The following is a 15,444-nucleotide window of genomic DNA, read 5'->3' as shown; positions in this document are numbered from 1 at the left end:
ATTCCGCCCCGGCCACACCGCACCTCACGGCGTGGGACAGGAATGGACTATACAGAGAGCGACAATCGCCTACTCAGTGTGCGCATTCGTGTCTGCGGCGCGTCTGGCCACCTCGGCGTCATGCCCGGCGACCGTGGTCGATGCCACCCTCACGACAGGGCAAATTCTCGGGAGCCGAGGGTGTCGCCGCCGCTCCACCGCAGGTGTCTCGGGAGCATGAGGGGGGTGAGAACGAGGACGGAGTCACCGTGACCCTTGCCGATCGCACCAAAATCGTCTATGCGATCCCTCATCTTTCGGGAGAGGAGACCGAGCATTTCGCGCACCTTCCCGCCTTTCTCGAGGCTCTCGGGCGGCGGGTCGACGTGGTGGCGCTGGTCGAACGAGGAACGCCTCCGGCCACCCTGCCCGGTGTGAAAAGGGTCATCTCCACGGTCGGCCGGACGAGGCTCGCGCGCCTTCACCGGTCCCTTGAGGCGCTGCGTTTCTGCGCCCGTGCCGGATACCGGACCTACTTCGTGCGGTACTCGCGGCAACTTCTCATCCTGCTGATCCTCACCTCTCCGTTCTTCCGGCATCGCGTGTTCCTCTGGCGCAGCGGCACGGCGGACCTGGTCGAGCCGGGGGCCAGGAAGACGCTGCGGCACCGGCTGGACAACGGGCTCAACTACCTCCTCGCCCGGTGCGTCCACGGGCTGGTCACCGGACCGGAGACGATGGTCGAGGTCATGAGCGCGCGGTGGCGGGTCCCCCGGCGCAAGATGCGACTGCTGTACAACGACATCGACGGTGACCGCTTCGCCCCGCTGCCGCCCTCCGAGCGGGACCAGGTGCGCCGCCGGCGCGGGTGGGGTGACGACGAGTTCGTCATCCTCTTCGTCCACCGCCTCTCGTTCCGGAGGGGCACCCGGCTGCTGGCTCCCCTGCTGGACGCGCTCGAATCCGGGCTGCCCCACCCCGTGCGCCTGGTCGTGGTGGGCGAGGGACCGGACCGCCCGTACCTCGAACGCCTCGGCGCCGGCCGGTCGAACATGCGGATCATGGGAGCCGTCCCCAACCGCGACCTTCCCCCGCTGTACGCCGCCGCCGACTGCTTCCTGATGCCCAGCTACGAGGAGGGCTTCCCCCGCGTGCTCCTGGAGGCGATGAGTTCGGCGCTTCCCATCGTCACCACGGGGGCGGGCGGCTCCGCGGACGTGGTGGGCAAGGACTATCCCTTCGTCTGCGACGTCGGAGATCTCGAGGCGCTGACCGAGGCGGTGAACCAGGTCGCGCGCATGTCACCGCGGGAACGCGCCGATCTCGGGGACCGCCTGCGCATCAGGGCCCTCGACGAGTTCTCGCCCCAGCGGGTCGCCCGCATGCTGGAGGACATCCTGTGAACCCGATCTCCGTCACCCTGGTGGGATCCAGCCCGTGGGACCGCGACCTGCACGCCGGCGACGTCAACCTGCGTCCCGCCCTCGCTCTGGCCGAGCGCCTCGGCGGCCCGTACAACGTGATCGTGCCCGCCGGAGGGGCAGGGTGCGGTCTCACCGACCTCGGTCCCGTGCGCCTGTATCGCGCCGGCGGCCGGAACCGCCCGGCGTTCCTGCGTGCGGCACGCCTGGTGATCGACCGCGGCCTGCCCGCGCGCGCCGACGTCCTGATGTCGAGCGACCCGCTCGCCGCCGTGTCGGTGGAGCTCTCGCGCGAGAGAAGGAGGACTCCGCACATCTTCCAGGTCCAGGGCGACGTCCTCGATCCGGGGCGGGAGTACGGCTCCCTGCTCAGGCGCGTCACGCTCGGCGCGGTGTCCCGGTCCGCCGCCCGCCGCGCCTCGGCGATACGCGTGGTGAGCCAGGGGCTCGGCGACCGGGCGCGCCGGTGGGCGCGCGGTCCTGTCGTCTACGTGCCGAGCCGGGTCGACACCCGCGTCTTCTCCCCCGCTCCGGCGGGCTCGCCCAAGCCGGTCCACGTCGTGATGGTCGGCAGTCTCTGCGTACGGAAGAACCACGCCGCGGTGGTGCGGGCATGGCCCGCGGTGGTGCGGGCCGTCCCCGGCGCCCGGCTGGTCATCCTGGGCGAGGGACCCGCCCGTTCCGAGTTGCGCGCGCTGGCCGCCGCGCTCGGCGTCGAGCGGCACGTGGAGCTCCGCGGCCAGGTGACCCAGGACGACATCGTGTCCGTCCTGCGGCAGAGCCGGGTCCTGGCGCATCCGTCCTGGTCGGAAGGCCAGCCGCGTGCGGTGCTCGAGGCGATGGCCTGCGGGCTGCCGGTCCTGTGCTCCGACATCTCCTCCCATCGTGAGATCGTCCGCCCCGGATACGGCCGCCTTCTGGCCCCCGGGTCTCCCCACGACTGGGGCGAGGCGATCGCCTCGCTGCTCACCGACCAGGACCGCGCCCATCGAATGGGCCTCGACGCCCGTCACCACGTCTGCGAGCACCACGACTTCGAGGCCATGATGGATCGCTTCGCCGAATTCGTGCGCGATGTCACCTCCGGGCATCCGGCCAAGGAGAGGGTGGCGTGAGGATCCTCCGCGTCGCCTACCGGCTGCCGCCCGAGCCCGGCGGCAAGGAACGCCACGTCGACCGCCTCACCCGCGAACAACTCGCCCGTGGCCACCACGTCATCCTCGCCCACCGCCACGGGAAGCCGACGGGCGGCGCCGAGCCGCTGCCACTGGCTCCCACGCTCGCCGGCCGCCTCGCCGCCAGGAGGTCCGACCCGGTCGCGTTCGCCATGGAGTGCGCGCGCGCCCTTCCCGGCGTGCGCGACGTCGACCTCGTCCACCTCCACGGCGACCACCGCGAGGCGCTCAGCCTCGGGCCTGTCACGCGCAGGCTGGGCATCCCTCTGGTGGTCACCGTCCACGGCGCCCTCGCGGCGCGCCACGGGCCCGTGCTGTCGTGGGCGTTCCGCCACGTCGACGGCTTCGTCGCCCTGGGCGACCGGCCGGCGAACGACCTGCGCGCCGCCGGGGTCCCCGTCCACAAGATCCGCACGATGTCCAGCGGCCTGGATCTTGCGCATCTGGACGGGTTCCGGGGGCGCGCTCCCGTCGAACCGGGGTTGATCGTCAGCGTCGGCGCCCTGGAGGCGGTGAAGAACCACGCGCTGCTGATCGAGGCCTTCCACCAGGTGCGCGCCGGCTGCCCGTGGGCCCGTCTCGTCATCGCCGGGGACGGTTCCGAACGCGCACGGCTCGAACGGCTGGCCGGGCCGGACTCCGGCGTCGAGTTCGCCGGGCACCTCTCGGCCGAGCGCACCTACTCCCTGGTCGGCCGGGCCCACGCCTTCGTCCTGGCCTCTCGCAGGCTCGCCGCCATCGGTGAGGGAGTGCCCACCGCGGCCCTGGAAGCGCTGGCCCTCGGCACGCCCGTCATCGTCTCGTCCGACGCCTCGCTGACCCCGGTCGTCCAGGACGGCGGCGCCTACCTCACCTTCCGGTCGGGGTCCCGGGACGAGCTGGTGGCACGCCTGCGTGCCGTCCTCCGGCAGGAGGCGGGCCACCCCGAGACCGCCGAGCGCGGCAGGCGGGCCGTCGCGGCGCTCGACTGGTCCCAGGTGGCCTCTCGCGTCGAGGAGTGCTACGAGACGTTCATGACCACGCGCTCCCCTCGCGGGGCCAGGACGCCGGGAAGGCCGCATGTCTGCGAGGTGATCAAGACGCTCGACGTGGGCGGCGCGGAGGTCCTGCTCGTTGAACGCCTGCTCGCCACGCCTCACGCGGGCAGGCGCTACACCGTCGTCTGCCTGCGCGCCTCGACCCAGGAGCTCATCGAGCGGCTGCGAACCGGGGGCTTGCCCGTGGTGGATCTCACCTCCCGCCCTCGGGCCCTGCGTCTGCCGGCGCTGCTCGCGACCGTCAGACGGTTGCGGCCGGACGTGCTCAACATCCACTCGCCCCTTCCCGCCGCGCTGCTCCGGCCGGTGTCGCGGCTCTGGAGACCGCGGCCCGTACTGATCTCGACGGTGCACAACGTCCGCTGCCGCAGGCCGACGATGGTGCTCGATCAGGCGACGAAGTGGATGGACGCCCGGACCGTGGCCGTCTCACCGCAGGTCGCCAGGGCATCCGCCGCCAGAGGCGCTCGCGCCCCTTTCACCTGCGTGCACGGCGTCCGCGTCGCGGAGCAACGCCGCTGGGCGCTGCGCGCGCGGGAGACCCGGCAGGAGCTTGGCCTGCCCTGCGACGCCTTCCTGATCACCCACGTGGCCAACTTCCGTCCGGTGAAGAACCACGCGCTGCTCCTCGACGCCGCGGTACGGGTCGTCTCCGAGGACTCGCGCGCGCTGTTCGCCCTCGCCGGCCGCGGTCCCCTGTACGAGCAGATCGCCCGGCGCGCCGCCGGCTCCCGCGGCCGCGTGCGCATGCTGGGGTACGTGCCCGACGCCGGCCGCCTGATCGCCGCCTCCGACCTTCTGGTGCTCAGCTCCCTGCACGAAGGGCTGCCCGTCGTCGCCATGGAGGCGCTCGCCGCGGGGGTCCCCGTGGTCTCCACCGCCGTGGGCGGCGTGCCCGACCTCATCGACCACGACCGGAACGGGCTTCTCACCTCCCCCGGGGACGCCGGCGCGCTGGCGCGGGGCATCCTCCACGCGATGCGCCCGGACACGCACGCGCGTCTTCGCCGGGGCGCCCTGGACGATGCCGTACGCCTGGACATCGACCGGACCGTGGCCTGGTTCGACAAGCTGTACGACGAGGTCTGTCACTGAACCATGGCCTCGTCTTCGCGTGCGATCCAGCCAACGCGCCCGCCGGGCCGCCCTCGGCACCTGCGCACCCTCACCCTGCTGACCGCCTCCAGCCAGGGCGAAGCGGTCCTTTCCATGATCAGCCTGATGCTGCTGGTGCGCTTGGAGGGCGCCGAACGAGCAGGCCAGCTCATCTTCGCCCAGGCCTTCGCCGCCGTCTGGTTCCTGGTGTGCGACCCCCGCCTGGAGGACGCCGCGCAGCGGTTCGTCCCGATCGAGCACCAGCGCAGCGGACAGGGCGCCGCGCTGTACGTCCGCCTGCTTCGCTGGGACGTGGCGATCGGCGTGGCGACCAGCCTCACGGCCCTGCTCGTCGTGCTCGGGGCGTGGATGACGGGCCTCGCTTCGGGAGACTTCGCGCTCATGCTGGGCCTCGCGCTCGTGGCGAACGGCGCCGTGGCGTCCAGCGGCACCTCCTCGGCGGGCTTCGCCCTCACCGATCGCCTGGACGCGCTCGGGGCCGCTCGCCTGCGATGCGCGGTCCTGTCGTTCGTCCTGTCACTGGGAGGACTGCTCCTCGGAGGGCCACCGGCCTACCTGGCGGGTCAGGCCGTCGCCGCGATCGTGACGGCCCTCGTCCTTGGGACCCGGTCCCTGCGCGCCATGCTCGCCGAGATGGGGCCGGCGCAGTCGCGCGTCCCGCTGCCACCGGGGCTGGTCCCCTTCGCCGTCAAGGCCTCGCTGGCGACCTCGGTGGCGGCGGGGTCGGAGTCGGGGATCCTCACCCTCGCCGGTCTCCTCGGCGGCCCGGCGCTCGTCACCATCCTCAAGATCGCCTCAGCGCCGGGCCGCCTGTACTACAGCCTGATCAGCCCGATCACCTCGATGCTCTACCCGCGGCTGGCGCAGGCGGCCGCGGCCGGTGAGACGGCACTGATCAGGAGGGACGCCGTGCGGGTGACGCTGGCGCTCACCGGGCTCGGAGCCGCCGCGCTCACCATCGCCGCCCCCACCGCCGACGACGCGCTCGGCCTGGTCTACGGCACCCGATACGCCGAGGTGGGCACGGTCGCCACCCTCCTTCTCGCCGCGTTCTGCGTCAAGGGCATGGCGTGCTGGTCGAAGGTGCTTCCCCTCGCTCTCGGCAAGCCGTCGTGGCGCCTGGCCTTCCTCGCGGCGGAGGGCGTGCTGCTTCTCGGCGCGCTCCTGCTCGCCGATCGGACCGGCGCCGCTCCGCTGGGCACCGCGGTCGCCTTCGCCCAGGGAAACCTGATCATCGCCATTTGCGGGACGACATTTTGGATCGTGATGCTGGGACGGTGTTCCCGGTCACGTTGTTAGCACGCTCACCGGGTCGCGTGCGAAGGAAGGCGGGGCGCATTTCGTCCCGCCATTCTCGCGGCCATTTTCCCGGTGACCGCGGCGGCGCTCTCCTCCGGCATTCACCCGCGTCTTCCCCGGCCATTCACCAGGACGAGGACAAACGGCCGGACTTCATCACGCAGGGGTAGGGGCTATGGAAATTCTTCGTCACCACGGCTACGGCGTCGGCGTCGCGGATGGGACGCCGGTCTAGATTCTCCGAGGTAAACCCCGGCCCATCGACGAGGAGCATGCGTGAAGCCGGACACTCGGATCCGTGTCATGGAGATCATCGCTCGGATGAACGTCGGCGGTCCGGCAACCCAGGCCATAGGGCTGTACGAGGGACTGAACCGTGAGGACTTCGACCATCGCCTCCACACCGGCCACGTCGGCGGCAACGAAGGCGACCACCTCCAACTGCGCGACGCGCCGGTCCAGGTCACTCGCATTCCCAATCTCGGCCGGTCGATCAGGCCCACCGACGACCTTCGCGCCCTCGTGCAGCTGATCGGCGCCATGCGCGCCTTCCGGCCGCACATCGTCCATACCAGAACGACGAAGGCGGGCGCGCTCGGCCGCACGGCCGCCCGCCTTTCCGGTGTGAACCCGGCCGTGGTGCACTCCTTTCACGGCCATCTCCTTTACGGCTACTTCACCGGCGTCAAACGCTCCCTGTACGTGCGGTCGGAAAGGGTGCTGGCCTCGATGTCCGACCGGCTGATGACCGTCGGGCACGGGGTCAGAGACGACCTGCTGGAAGCCGGGATCGGCCGCCCGCGGCAGTACGTCGTGATCCCGCCGGGCGTGCGGCTCGGGCCCGTCCCCGAGCGCGGGGCGGCGCGCCTGGCCCTGCGCCTTCCCCAGGACGCGCCCATCGTCGCCTACGTGGGCCGGCTCACCCATGTGAAGCGGCCCGACCGGTTCATCGCGACCGCCAAGGCGGTGCTCGCCCGCGTGCCCGACTGCCATTTCGTCATGTGCGGGAACGGTGAACTGCGGCGCGAGGCCGAACGGGAGATCGAGCCGGTCCGGGAGTCCTTCCACCTGCTCGGCTGGAGACAGGACGTCGAGACCGTGTACGCGGCCGCCGACGTGATCCTGCTGACCTCCGACAACGAGGGCACCCCGCTGACGCTCGTCGAGGCGGGCATGGCCGGGATCCCGTCGGTGTCCACGCGAGTGGGAAGCGTCGCCGAGATCGTCAAGGACGGGGAGACCGGCCTGCTGTCCGGCACCGACTCCGCCGAGCTCGCGGCGCGCGTCGTACGGCTGCTGTCCGACCCCGCGCTCGCGCGGCGCCTCGGCGACTCGGCCCGCCGCTGGACGACCGCTTCGTTCGGCGTCGAACGCCTCGTCGCCGACACCGAGGCCCTGTACCGGTCGCTGTGCCGAGGTCGCCGCGATCTCCGCCCGGCGCGGAGCACGGAGGTGACGGCATGAGGGTCCTTGTGACCGGAGGCGCCGGTTTCATCGGCGCGAACCTGTGCCGCGTGCTCGCCGCACGGCCGGAGGTCGACCGCGTCACGGTGCTGGACGACCTCAGCAGCGGCGACCTGTCCAACCTCGACCGCGGTGAGGTGGACTTCGTGCAGGGCAGCATCCTGGACCCGGGACTCCTGGCGGACCTGGTCGCCGACGCCACCACCGTGGTCCACCTCGCCGCCCGGCCGTCGGTGCCCCGGTCCCTGAAGGACCCTCTGGCCTCCCATGCGGTCAACGCCACAGGCACGGTCCAGGTGCTGGAGGCCTGCAAGAAGACCCGCCCCCACACGATCATCGCGTCGTCGTCCTCGGTGTACGGCGACTGCGCCGAGCCGCACAAGCACGAGGACCTGCCCACCCGGCCGCTCAGCCCGTACGGGGCGAGCAAGCTCGCGACCGAGGCCTACGCCCTGGCCTACGCGGAGAGCTTCAACCTGCCGGTCCTGGTCTTCCGCTTCTTCAACGTCTACGGCCCCATGCAGGCCGCCGGCCACGCGTACGCGGCGGTGATCCCGGCGTTCGTCTCCACGGCGCTCGCGGGCCGTCCCGTGCCGATCCACGGCGACGGGCGGCAGGCGCGCGACTTCACCTATGTCGGGTCGGTCACCGACGTCCTCACCGACGCGGCGGTCCGCCGGGTCACCAGCCGGACGCCGGTCAACCTGGCATTCGGGAACCGGTGTTCCCTCCTTGAGCTGACGGACGTCCTCAGTGCCGTCCTCGAACGACCTGTCGAGACGACGTTCCTCCCCTCACGGCCGGGTGACATCAAGGAGTCACGAGCCTCCCCACGCGCCCTGCTCAACCTGTTCCCCGGCGTGAGCCCCGTGTCGCTGGCCGACGGGCTCCGCATGACAGTCGACTGGTTCGAGACGGTTCTGGGTTCGAGCACGGTCCACGAGAACGGGATCCGCACGGGCACGTGACGCCGCTAGTGGCGCCTCCTACACAACCAGCCGTCTGTCATCGCAAATCGTACGAGGAGAACCCGTGAGAAATCCGGTTGGGAGCACCTTTCTGATTACGGGTGGGAGTGGGTTCATCGGATCCCACCTGACCGACGCATTGCTCGCACGCGGTGACTCCGTGGTCATCCTGGACAACCTGTCGACCGGCCGCGTGGCCAACATCGAGCACGCCATCGGCCACCCCCGGCTGCGCTTCTTCCATGGATCCGTGCTGGACGAGCTCATGGTGGACGAGCTGGTCCACCAGTGCGACGTGGTCGTCCACCTCGCGGCCGCGGTGGGGGTGAAGCTGATCGTCGAGCAGCCGCTGCGGTCCATCACGACCAACATCCGCGGGTCCGAGATCGTCATCGAGGCCGCGCATCGTTACCGCCGGAAGATCCTGCTCACCAGTACGAGCGAGATCTACGGCAAGAACTCCGACGGGCCCCTCACCGAGCTCTCCGACCGCATCCTGGGCAGCCCCGCGGTCGTCAGGTGGGCCTACAGCACCGCCAAGGCCGTCGACGAGATCCTGGCGAACGCCTACCACAAGGAGCGCGGCCTGCCGACGATCATCGTCAGGCTGTTCAACACGGTCGGACCGCGGCAGAGCCCGGCGTACGGGATGGTCATCCCCCGCCTCGTCAGGCAGGCGGTCGCGGGCGTCCCGCTCACCGTCTACGGCGACGGCACCCAGACACGGTGCTTCGCCCATGTGGCGGACGTCGTCGACGCCCTGCTGCGGCTCCTCGACCACGACCAGGCCGTCGGGCAGACCTTCAACGTCGGCTGCGACGAGGAAGTGAGCATCCTGGAGCTCGCCAAGCACATCATCGATCAGGTCGGAACGGCGTCCGGCATCGACTACATCCCCTACGCCGAGGCCTACGAGGAGGGCTTCGAGGACATGGCGCGCAGGGTCCCGGAGACCTCCAAGATCCGCGCCCTCACCGGATGGGCTCCCCGCCGGACCTTCACCGACATCCTCGCCGACACCATCGCCGAGGCGCGAGAGGACATGGGGGTGCCGCGCCGATGAACGCCTCGACGATCGCCATGGCCGGCGCGGCCGGCTTCCTGCTGACCGTGGGGACGACCCGGGCGCTGGGACGTCTCGCCCTGCACTGGGACTTCACCGACCGACCCGTGGGCTACAAGACCCACGCAAGGCCGGTCCCCTATCTCGGCGGGGTCGCGATCATGCTGGGCACGATCGCGCCCGCGCTCACGCTGCTCGGCGTGGCCGACATCCGGACGACCGCCATCATCCTGGCCGCCGTGGCGGTCGGCCTCCTCGGTCTGATCGACGACATCGTTCCGCTGTCCCCGTCCAAGCGTCTCGGTGTCGAGTCCCTGGCGGCGAGCGGGGTCGTGATGAGCGGGATCCAGGCCCCGGTGACCGGCGGGTGGCTGGACGGCCCGCTGACGGTGATGTGGGTCGTCGTGATGACCAACTCCGTCAACCTGCTGGACAACATGGACGGCGCTCTCGGAGCCGTGGCGGCGGTCAGCGCCGCCACCCTCGCGGCGACCGCCTTCATGTCCGCCGAGCCCGGCGTGGGGCTCCTCCTGGTCGCTCTGGCCCACGCCTGCCTTGGGTTCCTGCCGCACAACTGGGCGCCCGCGAAGGTGTTCATGGGGGACGCGGGTTCGCTGTTCATCGGATTCGTCCTCGCCTGCTCGGCGGTCCTGCTGGTCACCGGCCAGGGCATGGGCACCATGGTCGCGGGCCTGCTCCTGCCGATGTTCGTCGCCACCGTCGACACCGGGGTGGTCCTCCTGTCACGCAGGAGGGAAGGCCGCCCGCTGATGCAGGGCGGCAACGACCACCTGTCCCACCGCCTCCGCCTGCTGGGGGCAGGCACCCGCCTCACGGCCGTCGCGCTCGCCACCCTGGCTGCCCTCGCCGGCGGGCTGTGCCTGGCGATGACCCTCAACTGGGTCACGCCGCTCTTCGCGGCGATCACCGCCACGGGGACGACGCTCCTCCTCATCGCCCTGCCGCAGAAGATACGGGTCACCACCTCGGCCGTACCTCAGAACCATCCGACAAATATCATCGAAAGGCGTTGACCAGTGGACATGGTCTATTTCGTACGGCTCGCGCGCAGGAACCTGGTGTTCATCCTGCTGTCGCTGGTCCTGGCGGTGACCGCCGCGCTGGTGGTGGCCGCGAAGACGCCGCCCAAATACGAAGCCACGATCACCATGCTGGTCTCCGGGCACGACAAGGAAGGCAGCCTCGCCACCGCGCTGCAATCAGGGGCGCTGTCGCAGCAGAGGGTGCAGTCGTACGCCAACCTGCTCACCAGCCGCCGGGTGGTCGGCCGTTTCGTCCCTGCCGAGGAGGTCCGGCAGGTACAGAGCGGCATCAGGGCCGAAGCCATTCCGATGACCATGCTGCTCCGGGCCACCCTCGCCGACCACGACCCTCGGCGGGCCGCGCGCCTGGTCAACGCCCTCGGCCGGACGTTCAGCGAGGTGATCGGCGAGATCGAGCGCCCTACCCCGAACACCCCGTCTGCGGTGAGGATCACGGTGGTGGACCAGGCCGAGCCCCCCACCACGCCGGTCAGCCCCCGGCCGCTGGTCAACCTGGTGGTGGCCGTACTGCTCGCGCTCCTGATCACCGCAAGCTGGATCGTCCTGCGCGACCATCTCGACTCCACCGTCAAGTCGAGCGAAGCGCTGCAGGACATCACCAACAGCCCGACGCTCGGGATCATCGGCTACGAGCGGGACGCGCGGCGCACGCCCCTGATCCTGCGCGATGGCAGCAAGTCGTCGAGGTCGGAGGCCTTCCGCTCGCTCCGTACGAACCTGCAGTTCATCGGGGTCGACTGGACGCCACGGTCCCTGGTGGTCACAAGCTGCCTGCAGAACGAGGGCAAGAGCTCCATCGCCACCAACCTCGCGCTGACCTTCGCGCAGGCCGGCTGGCGGGTGATCCTGGTCGACGGCGACCTCAGGCGCCCGACCATTCCCGAGTACCTGGGCATCGAGGGGTCCAGCGCCCTCACCGACGTGCTGATCAACCGGGTCGAACTGGCCGACGCCATCCAGACCTGGGGCGAGCCCAGCATGTCCGTGCTGCCCAGCGGGCGGATCCCCCCGAACCCCAGCGAGTTGCTCGGCTCGCAGAACATGCGCAAGGTGATCGCCGAGCTGGTGGCGCAGTACGACATCGTGATCATCGACGCGCCGCCGCTGCTGCCCGTCACCGACGCCGCCACGCTCGCGGCGATCTGCGACGACGTGCTCCTCGTGGCGCGATACGGCAGGACACGGCGCGAGAGCCTGGTCCGCGCCGGTGAGCTGCTGTCCTCCATCAACGCCCGCGTGGTGGGGACCGTCCTGAACTTCGCGCCGCGCAAGAGCAGCCAGCTCTACGGATACGGGTACGGATACGGGCCGAAGACCGAGACCGAGACCGAGGTCAAGACGCCGGCGAACGTGTGAGCAGCCGGAGCGGGACGGCGAGCGATCCGGCGATCCTGCGTCCCGCCGCCCGGTACGCCCACAGCGAGCGCCCGTAGGGATCGGCGATGTCGGGCTGGTTCACCCGGACCAGCCCGCGCATCGCGCGGACCTCGTCGAGCAGCGCCCCGGCTCGCCGCGCCGGGTCCTCGTGGCGGGTGACCGCCTCGGCCCGCACCGCCCGGGCCAGCGTGCCGAACTCGGCGATCGTGAAGGTACGCGCGGCCGCCGGCGGGTGCTCGGCCACCGACTCTCCCCGGTGCTCCGTGGTGGCGGTCAGCACGAGATCAGCGGCGGCGAGCAGTTCGGGAGTGAGCGGGCGGGACAGGAAGCCGCAGGGATCTCCTCCCAGCTTGATCAGCACCTGTCGCGCGTGCTCGGTCATCGGCTCCCCTGGCCGGGCGAAGGTGCCCGCGCTGATCACCTCCAGGGACGGGCACGGTCCGAGGACCGATCTGGTGAGGCGCTCCGCCAGCGGAGAGCGGCAGATGTTGCCCGTGCACACGAACAGAAGGCGGAATCGAACCTCCTCCCCCGGCGCCGGTGCCGTTCGACGGGCACTCCAGCACCGCGGGCCGCAGTCCTCGTGCCCGGTGAGGGCGCGCTCCCCCTGATCCCGCTCCCCGGCGGCCGGCGACGGATGTTTCATGAGCGCGACGCTAGATCGTCTCTCCGCCGGCCGCCTCTCCGGCGCGCCGCGCTTGGGACTTTCCTGCCGGTGGCCTCGGCACGCGGATTCCCGTGCCGGCGTGTCAGGGGGCGCAGCCCTGGCGGGAGTCGATGACCCGGTTCTGCTGGGGTCGGACCAGCGGCTGCACCGGGATCGCGGGGGGCTCGGCGGAGACCGGCTCCACGAGATCGAATGTCAGCGTCCTGGACTGCCGCGGGGCCAGTTCGAGCATGGCGGAGTAGACGGGGTGGGACCGCTCCGACTCCTTGATGGCCGTGAGCGGACGGCCGTCCAGCTGTGCCCTCGTCAGCTCGCTTCCGACCCCGGCGTACAGCGACACCCACAGCAGGTTGGATCCCGGGCCATGGGAGCGGCCGGGGGTGTCCAGCGGGCCGGTGACATAGGAGGGCAGCGCCACGTCGGGCACGTCGTTGGTGAGCTTGATCCGGACGCTGGTGGAACGCCGCCCGTCACGGCAGGGGCCCAGCTCGTACTCCAGGGAGCGGTTCAGGTAGTAGTCGAGCTTGCCACCGGCCGAGTTGTTGACCACCAGCCCGGCGTAGGGCCCGGGCTGCCGCGGTAGGACGCCGCCGAGCGCGGTGGCCGACAGGCGCCGCTGCTCGGCGTCGTGGCGGCTCCAGATCTGGAGCCTGCGCTCCGCCACCATGGGCTTGAGCACGGGCAGCACGCGGGAGGGTTCGGCGAAGGACTGGGGCAGCGCCTCGCTGACGGCGCCGGCGATCGAGATGAGGAACCGCTTGCGCGCGACGGGGTCGGTGAACCGGGCGTAGGCGGTGCGCTCGGTCAGGTCGACGACGTTCGAGGCGGTCACCTGCTCACCGCCGGGGAGGGTGACCGGGCCGATCAGGCCGAGCAGGTACGACAGGCCGACCGGGTCGATCGCGATGGCGCCGTCCAGCCGCAGGCCGGTCTGGCGCTCCCACAGCGCGGTCCAGGTCTTCGCGGCGTAGGGGAAGTGCGGGGAGAGGTTGGAGACCGAGAGCAGCTCAACCGCGCCGGGGCCGTATCGCGCGCGGAAGGCCTGGCCGTGGTCGGCGACGGGGTGGGGGCTGCGGCCGAGGCCGGTGTTGGCCGCCAGCCGCTTGACGCCGATGCGGCCGTGGTCGGCTTCCAGGATGCCGAAGGCTCCCACGAGGCCGCCGGTCCCCCGCGATTCCGCGTTGGTCTGGAAGGCCAGGAAGTAGCGGCGCGGGCCGTCGTTGCCCAGCATCGGAGGGATCAGGTTCGCGGCGGTGGCCGCACCGCCGATCCAGCGGCGCAGCCGGTCCAGCTCGTACAGGGCCGTGCCCCGTGCCTGGTCCAGCGAGGCCACCCCGGTGCGGGCCGGGGTGGTCATCAGGCGGCCTCGTGCCTGTGTGAGCCGGGCGGCGGCACCGTCGAGAACCGGTGCCGCCGCCCGTAGCCCGTCCAGCAACTGGCGCGCGTCGTCCGTGGAGCCCGACCCGGCCGTGAAGAGCGACGTGCCGGTCCGCTGGACGCGGGTCAGCACGTCGGTGATCTCCGCCGCGGTCTCGGCCAGCCCTCGCACGGTCGTGGCGCCGTCACCCACCATGGGCAGGTAGGTGATCAGCGACCAGTCGGGGCCGCTGGTGAGGCGCCGTGCCTCGCTCGCGTGACGGTGGGCGTCCGCCAGCGTCACGGCCATCCGGTCGAGGTCACGGGCGCTCATCACCGCGCGAAGATGCACCAGGGCGTCCCTGGTCGCCTCCAGGTGGTCGCGCGCGCTCAGGCCCAGATGTGCCGACCAGCCCGCGGACGACACCAGGACGAGAACGGACGCGAGCGAGCCGGCGACGACGGCCCGCCTGCGTGGTCTAGCGCGCACCAGTGGATCGGCGGCGCCGTACGGAGATCATGATGCCCGCGGCACCGGCGAGCAGCAGGGCGCCGCCCACTCCGGCCACCGCGGCCACGGGTGCTCCGGTGAGCGGCAGTTGCTTGCCCCCGTGCTGCACGGCGGCCGGTTGCACGGCCTGGTGCGCCGCGGGCTGGTGGCCGCCTCCCTCCTCGGCTTCGGCTCCCGCATGCTCGTGCCCGCCGCCGTGGTGGTGCCTGCCGTGCGTGTCGTGGTTCGACCAGTGGTGGCCGCCGCCGTCTTCATCGCCTTCCTCGAGGTGGAGGAACTTATTGGCCTTGATCACCTCCTGGTCATCTTCAGCCTTATGATGCGATTTATCGGTTTCATAGTTGAGCTGCGATGTATTTGGCTTGGTGCTGATTACCTGCTCCGCGTCGTCCCTCTTCACGCACTTCTTACCGGGCCGGGTGACGACATTGCTCGGCGGGGAAACGTTCCCCGCCGCGTCCCTCGCCCTGACGAAATAGGACACCGTAATGCAAATCGACTGCCTGTCGGTGTAGGTCAGGACGTTACCCGGTACGGTCGCGATCAGACGGTACGGCGATTTGCTGGCGTAGATGTCATAGGCGACCACACCCGGGCCCGGCGGATAGGTGGGCCCATCCGTGGAGGGATCCCACTGCAGCCTGATGAGCCCTCTTGCAGGCTCGGTGTAGCGGAGGTTGCTCGGCGCGGTCGGAGGCTGGGTGTCGGGCTGGGCGAGCTGTGAGAGCCCGGCCGAACGCAGCGCCGGCAGGTCGGTCGCCACAGCCGCCATCGCGACCGTGCCCGTCGCCGATCCACCGGCGAGTGCCACCGCCAGAAGAATAGGTATCGTATATTTCCCAGCCATTCAGGACTCCCCGATGGACAAATAATTCGGGCCATGTGAAACGTCGCCCGGCAACCGGGCGACGCGTCGATGCATCCCGTTGTATCCACTTGAGCCGAAT

The 15,444-nt window shown here is 70.8% G+C and carries 12 protein-coding genes; 9 read left to right on the top strand and 3 right to left on the bottom strand.

Annotated elements, in window-relative coordinates:
* Window positions 1-248 precede the first annotated feature (248 nt).
* The 9 genes from ABD810_RS08750 (at window position 249) to ABD810_RS08710 (ending at window position 11,942) form a co-directional block, all read left to right on the top strand.
* Complete coding sequence (locus ABD810_RS08750) at window positions 249-1,382, top strand: glycosyltransferase family 4 protein (protein WP_344936571.1); 1,134 nt, start codon at window positions 249-251, stop codon at window positions 1,380-1,382.
* Window positions 1,379-2,515: a glycosyltransferase family 4 protein gene (locus tag ABD810_RS08745; RefSeq protein ID WP_344936568.1), complete on the top strand. Its 1,137-nt coding sequence runs from the start codon at window positions 1,379-1,381 to the stop codon at window positions 2,513-2,515. The genes ABD810_RS08750 and ABD810_RS08745 overlap by 4 nt, the downstream gene beginning before the upstream one ends.
* Entirely contained in the window at window positions 2,512-4,707 is a 2,196-nt protein-coding gene (locus ABD810_RS08740; protein WP_344936566.1) for a glycosyltransferase family 4 protein, read from the top strand. The genes ABD810_RS08745 and ABD810_RS08740 overlap by 4 nt, the downstream gene beginning before the upstream one ends.
* A gap of 3 nt (window positions 4,708-4,710) precedes the next feature.
* Window positions 4,711-6,027, top strand: a complete 1,317-nt coding sequence (locus ABD810_RS08735; protein WP_344936563.1) for a lipopolysaccharide biosynthesis protein — start codon at window positions 4,711-4,713, stop codon at window positions 6,025-6,027.
* 276 nt (window positions 6,028-6,303) lie between these two features.
* A complete protein-coding gene (locus tag ABD810_RS08730) occupies window positions 6,304-7,491 on the top strand; it encodes a glycosyltransferase (RefSeq protein ID WP_344936561.1) in 1,188 nt (395 codons plus the stop codon).
* The gene (locus tag ABD810_RS08725; RefSeq protein ID WP_344936559.1) at window positions 7,488-8,459 is read left to right on the top strand and encodes an NAD-dependent epimerase/dehydratase family protein; all 972 of its coding nucleotides are present in this window, start codon (window positions 7,488-7,490) and stop codon (window positions 8,457-8,459) included. Before ABD810_RS08730 ends, ABD810_RS08725 begins: the two co-directional genes overlap by 4 nt.
* Before the next feature lie 64 nt (window positions 8,460-8,523).
* Window positions 8,524-9,522, top strand: coding sequence for an NAD-dependent epimerase/dehydratase family protein (locus ABD810_RS08720; RefSeq protein WP_344936557.1), 999 nt, complete (start codon window positions 8,524-8,526; stop codon window positions 9,520-9,522).
* Window positions 9,519-10,556 carry an MraY family glycosyltransferase gene (locus tag ABD810_RS08715; protein ID WP_344936555.1) on the top strand — a complete coding sequence of 346 codons (1,038 nt, stop codon included), beginning with the start codon at window positions 9,519-9,521 and terminating at the stop codon, window positions 10,554-10,556. Before ABD810_RS08720 ends, ABD810_RS08715 begins: the two co-directional genes overlap by 4 nt.
* Window positions 10,557-10,565: 9 nt before the next feature.
* Window positions 10,566-11,942, top strand: a complete 1,377-nt coding sequence (locus ABD810_RS08710; RefSeq protein WP_344937567.1) for a tyrosine-protein kinase domain-containing protein — start codon at window positions 10,566-10,568, stop codon at window positions 11,940-11,942.
* Here ABD810_RS08710 and ABD810_RS08705 read toward each other — a convergent pair.
* The 3 genes from ABD810_RS08705 to ABD810_RS08695 form a co-directional block, all read right to left on the bottom strand.
* Complete coding sequence (locus ABD810_RS08705) at window positions 11,920-12,609, bottom strand: arsenate reductase/protein-tyrosine-phosphatase family protein (protein WP_344936553.1); 690 nt, start codon at window positions 12,607-12,609, stop codon at window positions 11,920-11,922. The two genes, ABD810_RS08710 and ABD810_RS08705, sit on opposite strands and share 23 nt — an antisense overlap.
* 103 nt (window positions 12,610-12,712) lie before the next feature.
* Window positions 12,713-14,476, bottom strand: coding sequence for a DUF4012 domain-containing protein (locus ABD810_RS08700; protein WP_344936550.1), 1,764 nt, complete (start codon window positions 14,474-14,476; stop codon window positions 12,713-12,715).
* A complete protein-coding gene (locus ABD810_RS08695; protein ID WP_344936548.1) occupies window positions 14,466-15,344 on the bottom strand; it encodes a fibronectin type III domain-containing protein in 879 nt (292 codons plus the stop codon). The genes ABD810_RS08700 and ABD810_RS08695 overlap by 11 nt, the downstream gene beginning before the upstream one ends.
* Between the last annotated feature and the right edge of the window lie 100 nt (window positions 15,345-15,444).

Source organism: Sphaerisporangium flaviroseum, assembly GCF_039537005.1.
Lineage (GTDB): Bacteria > Actinomycetota > Actinomycetes > Streptosporangiales > Streptosporangiaceae > Sphaerisporangium > Sphaerisporangium flaviroseum.
Note: the sequence above shows the minus strand (reverse complement) of the source record. Positions and strands in the feature narration are given on the sequence as shown.

Coding starts and splice junctions, on each gene's coding strand:
- ABD810_RS08710 (WP_344937567.1), top strand. CDS start 10,566: ATGGTCTATTTCGTACGGCTCGCGCGCAGGAACCTGGTGTTCATCCTG.
- ABD810_RS08695 (WP_344936548.1), bottom strand. CDS start 15,344: ATGGCTGGGAAATATACGATACCTATTCTTCTGGCGGTGGCACTCGCC.
- ABD810_RS08715 (WP_344936555.1), top strand. CDS start 9,519: ATGAACGCCTCGACGATCGCCATGGCCGGCGCGGCCGGCTTCCTGCTG.
- ABD810_RS08705 (WP_344936553.1), bottom strand. CDS start 12,609: ATGAAACATCCGTCGCCGGCCGCCGGGGAGCGGGATCAGGGGGAGCGC.
- ABD810_RS08735 (WP_344936563.1), top strand. CDS start 4,711: ATGGCCTCGTCTTCGCGTGCGATCCAGCCAACGCGCCCGCCGGGCCGC.
- ABD810_RS08725 (WP_344936559.1), top strand. CDS start 7,488: ATGAGGGTCCTTGTGACCGGAGGCGCCGGTTTCATCGGCGCGAACCTG.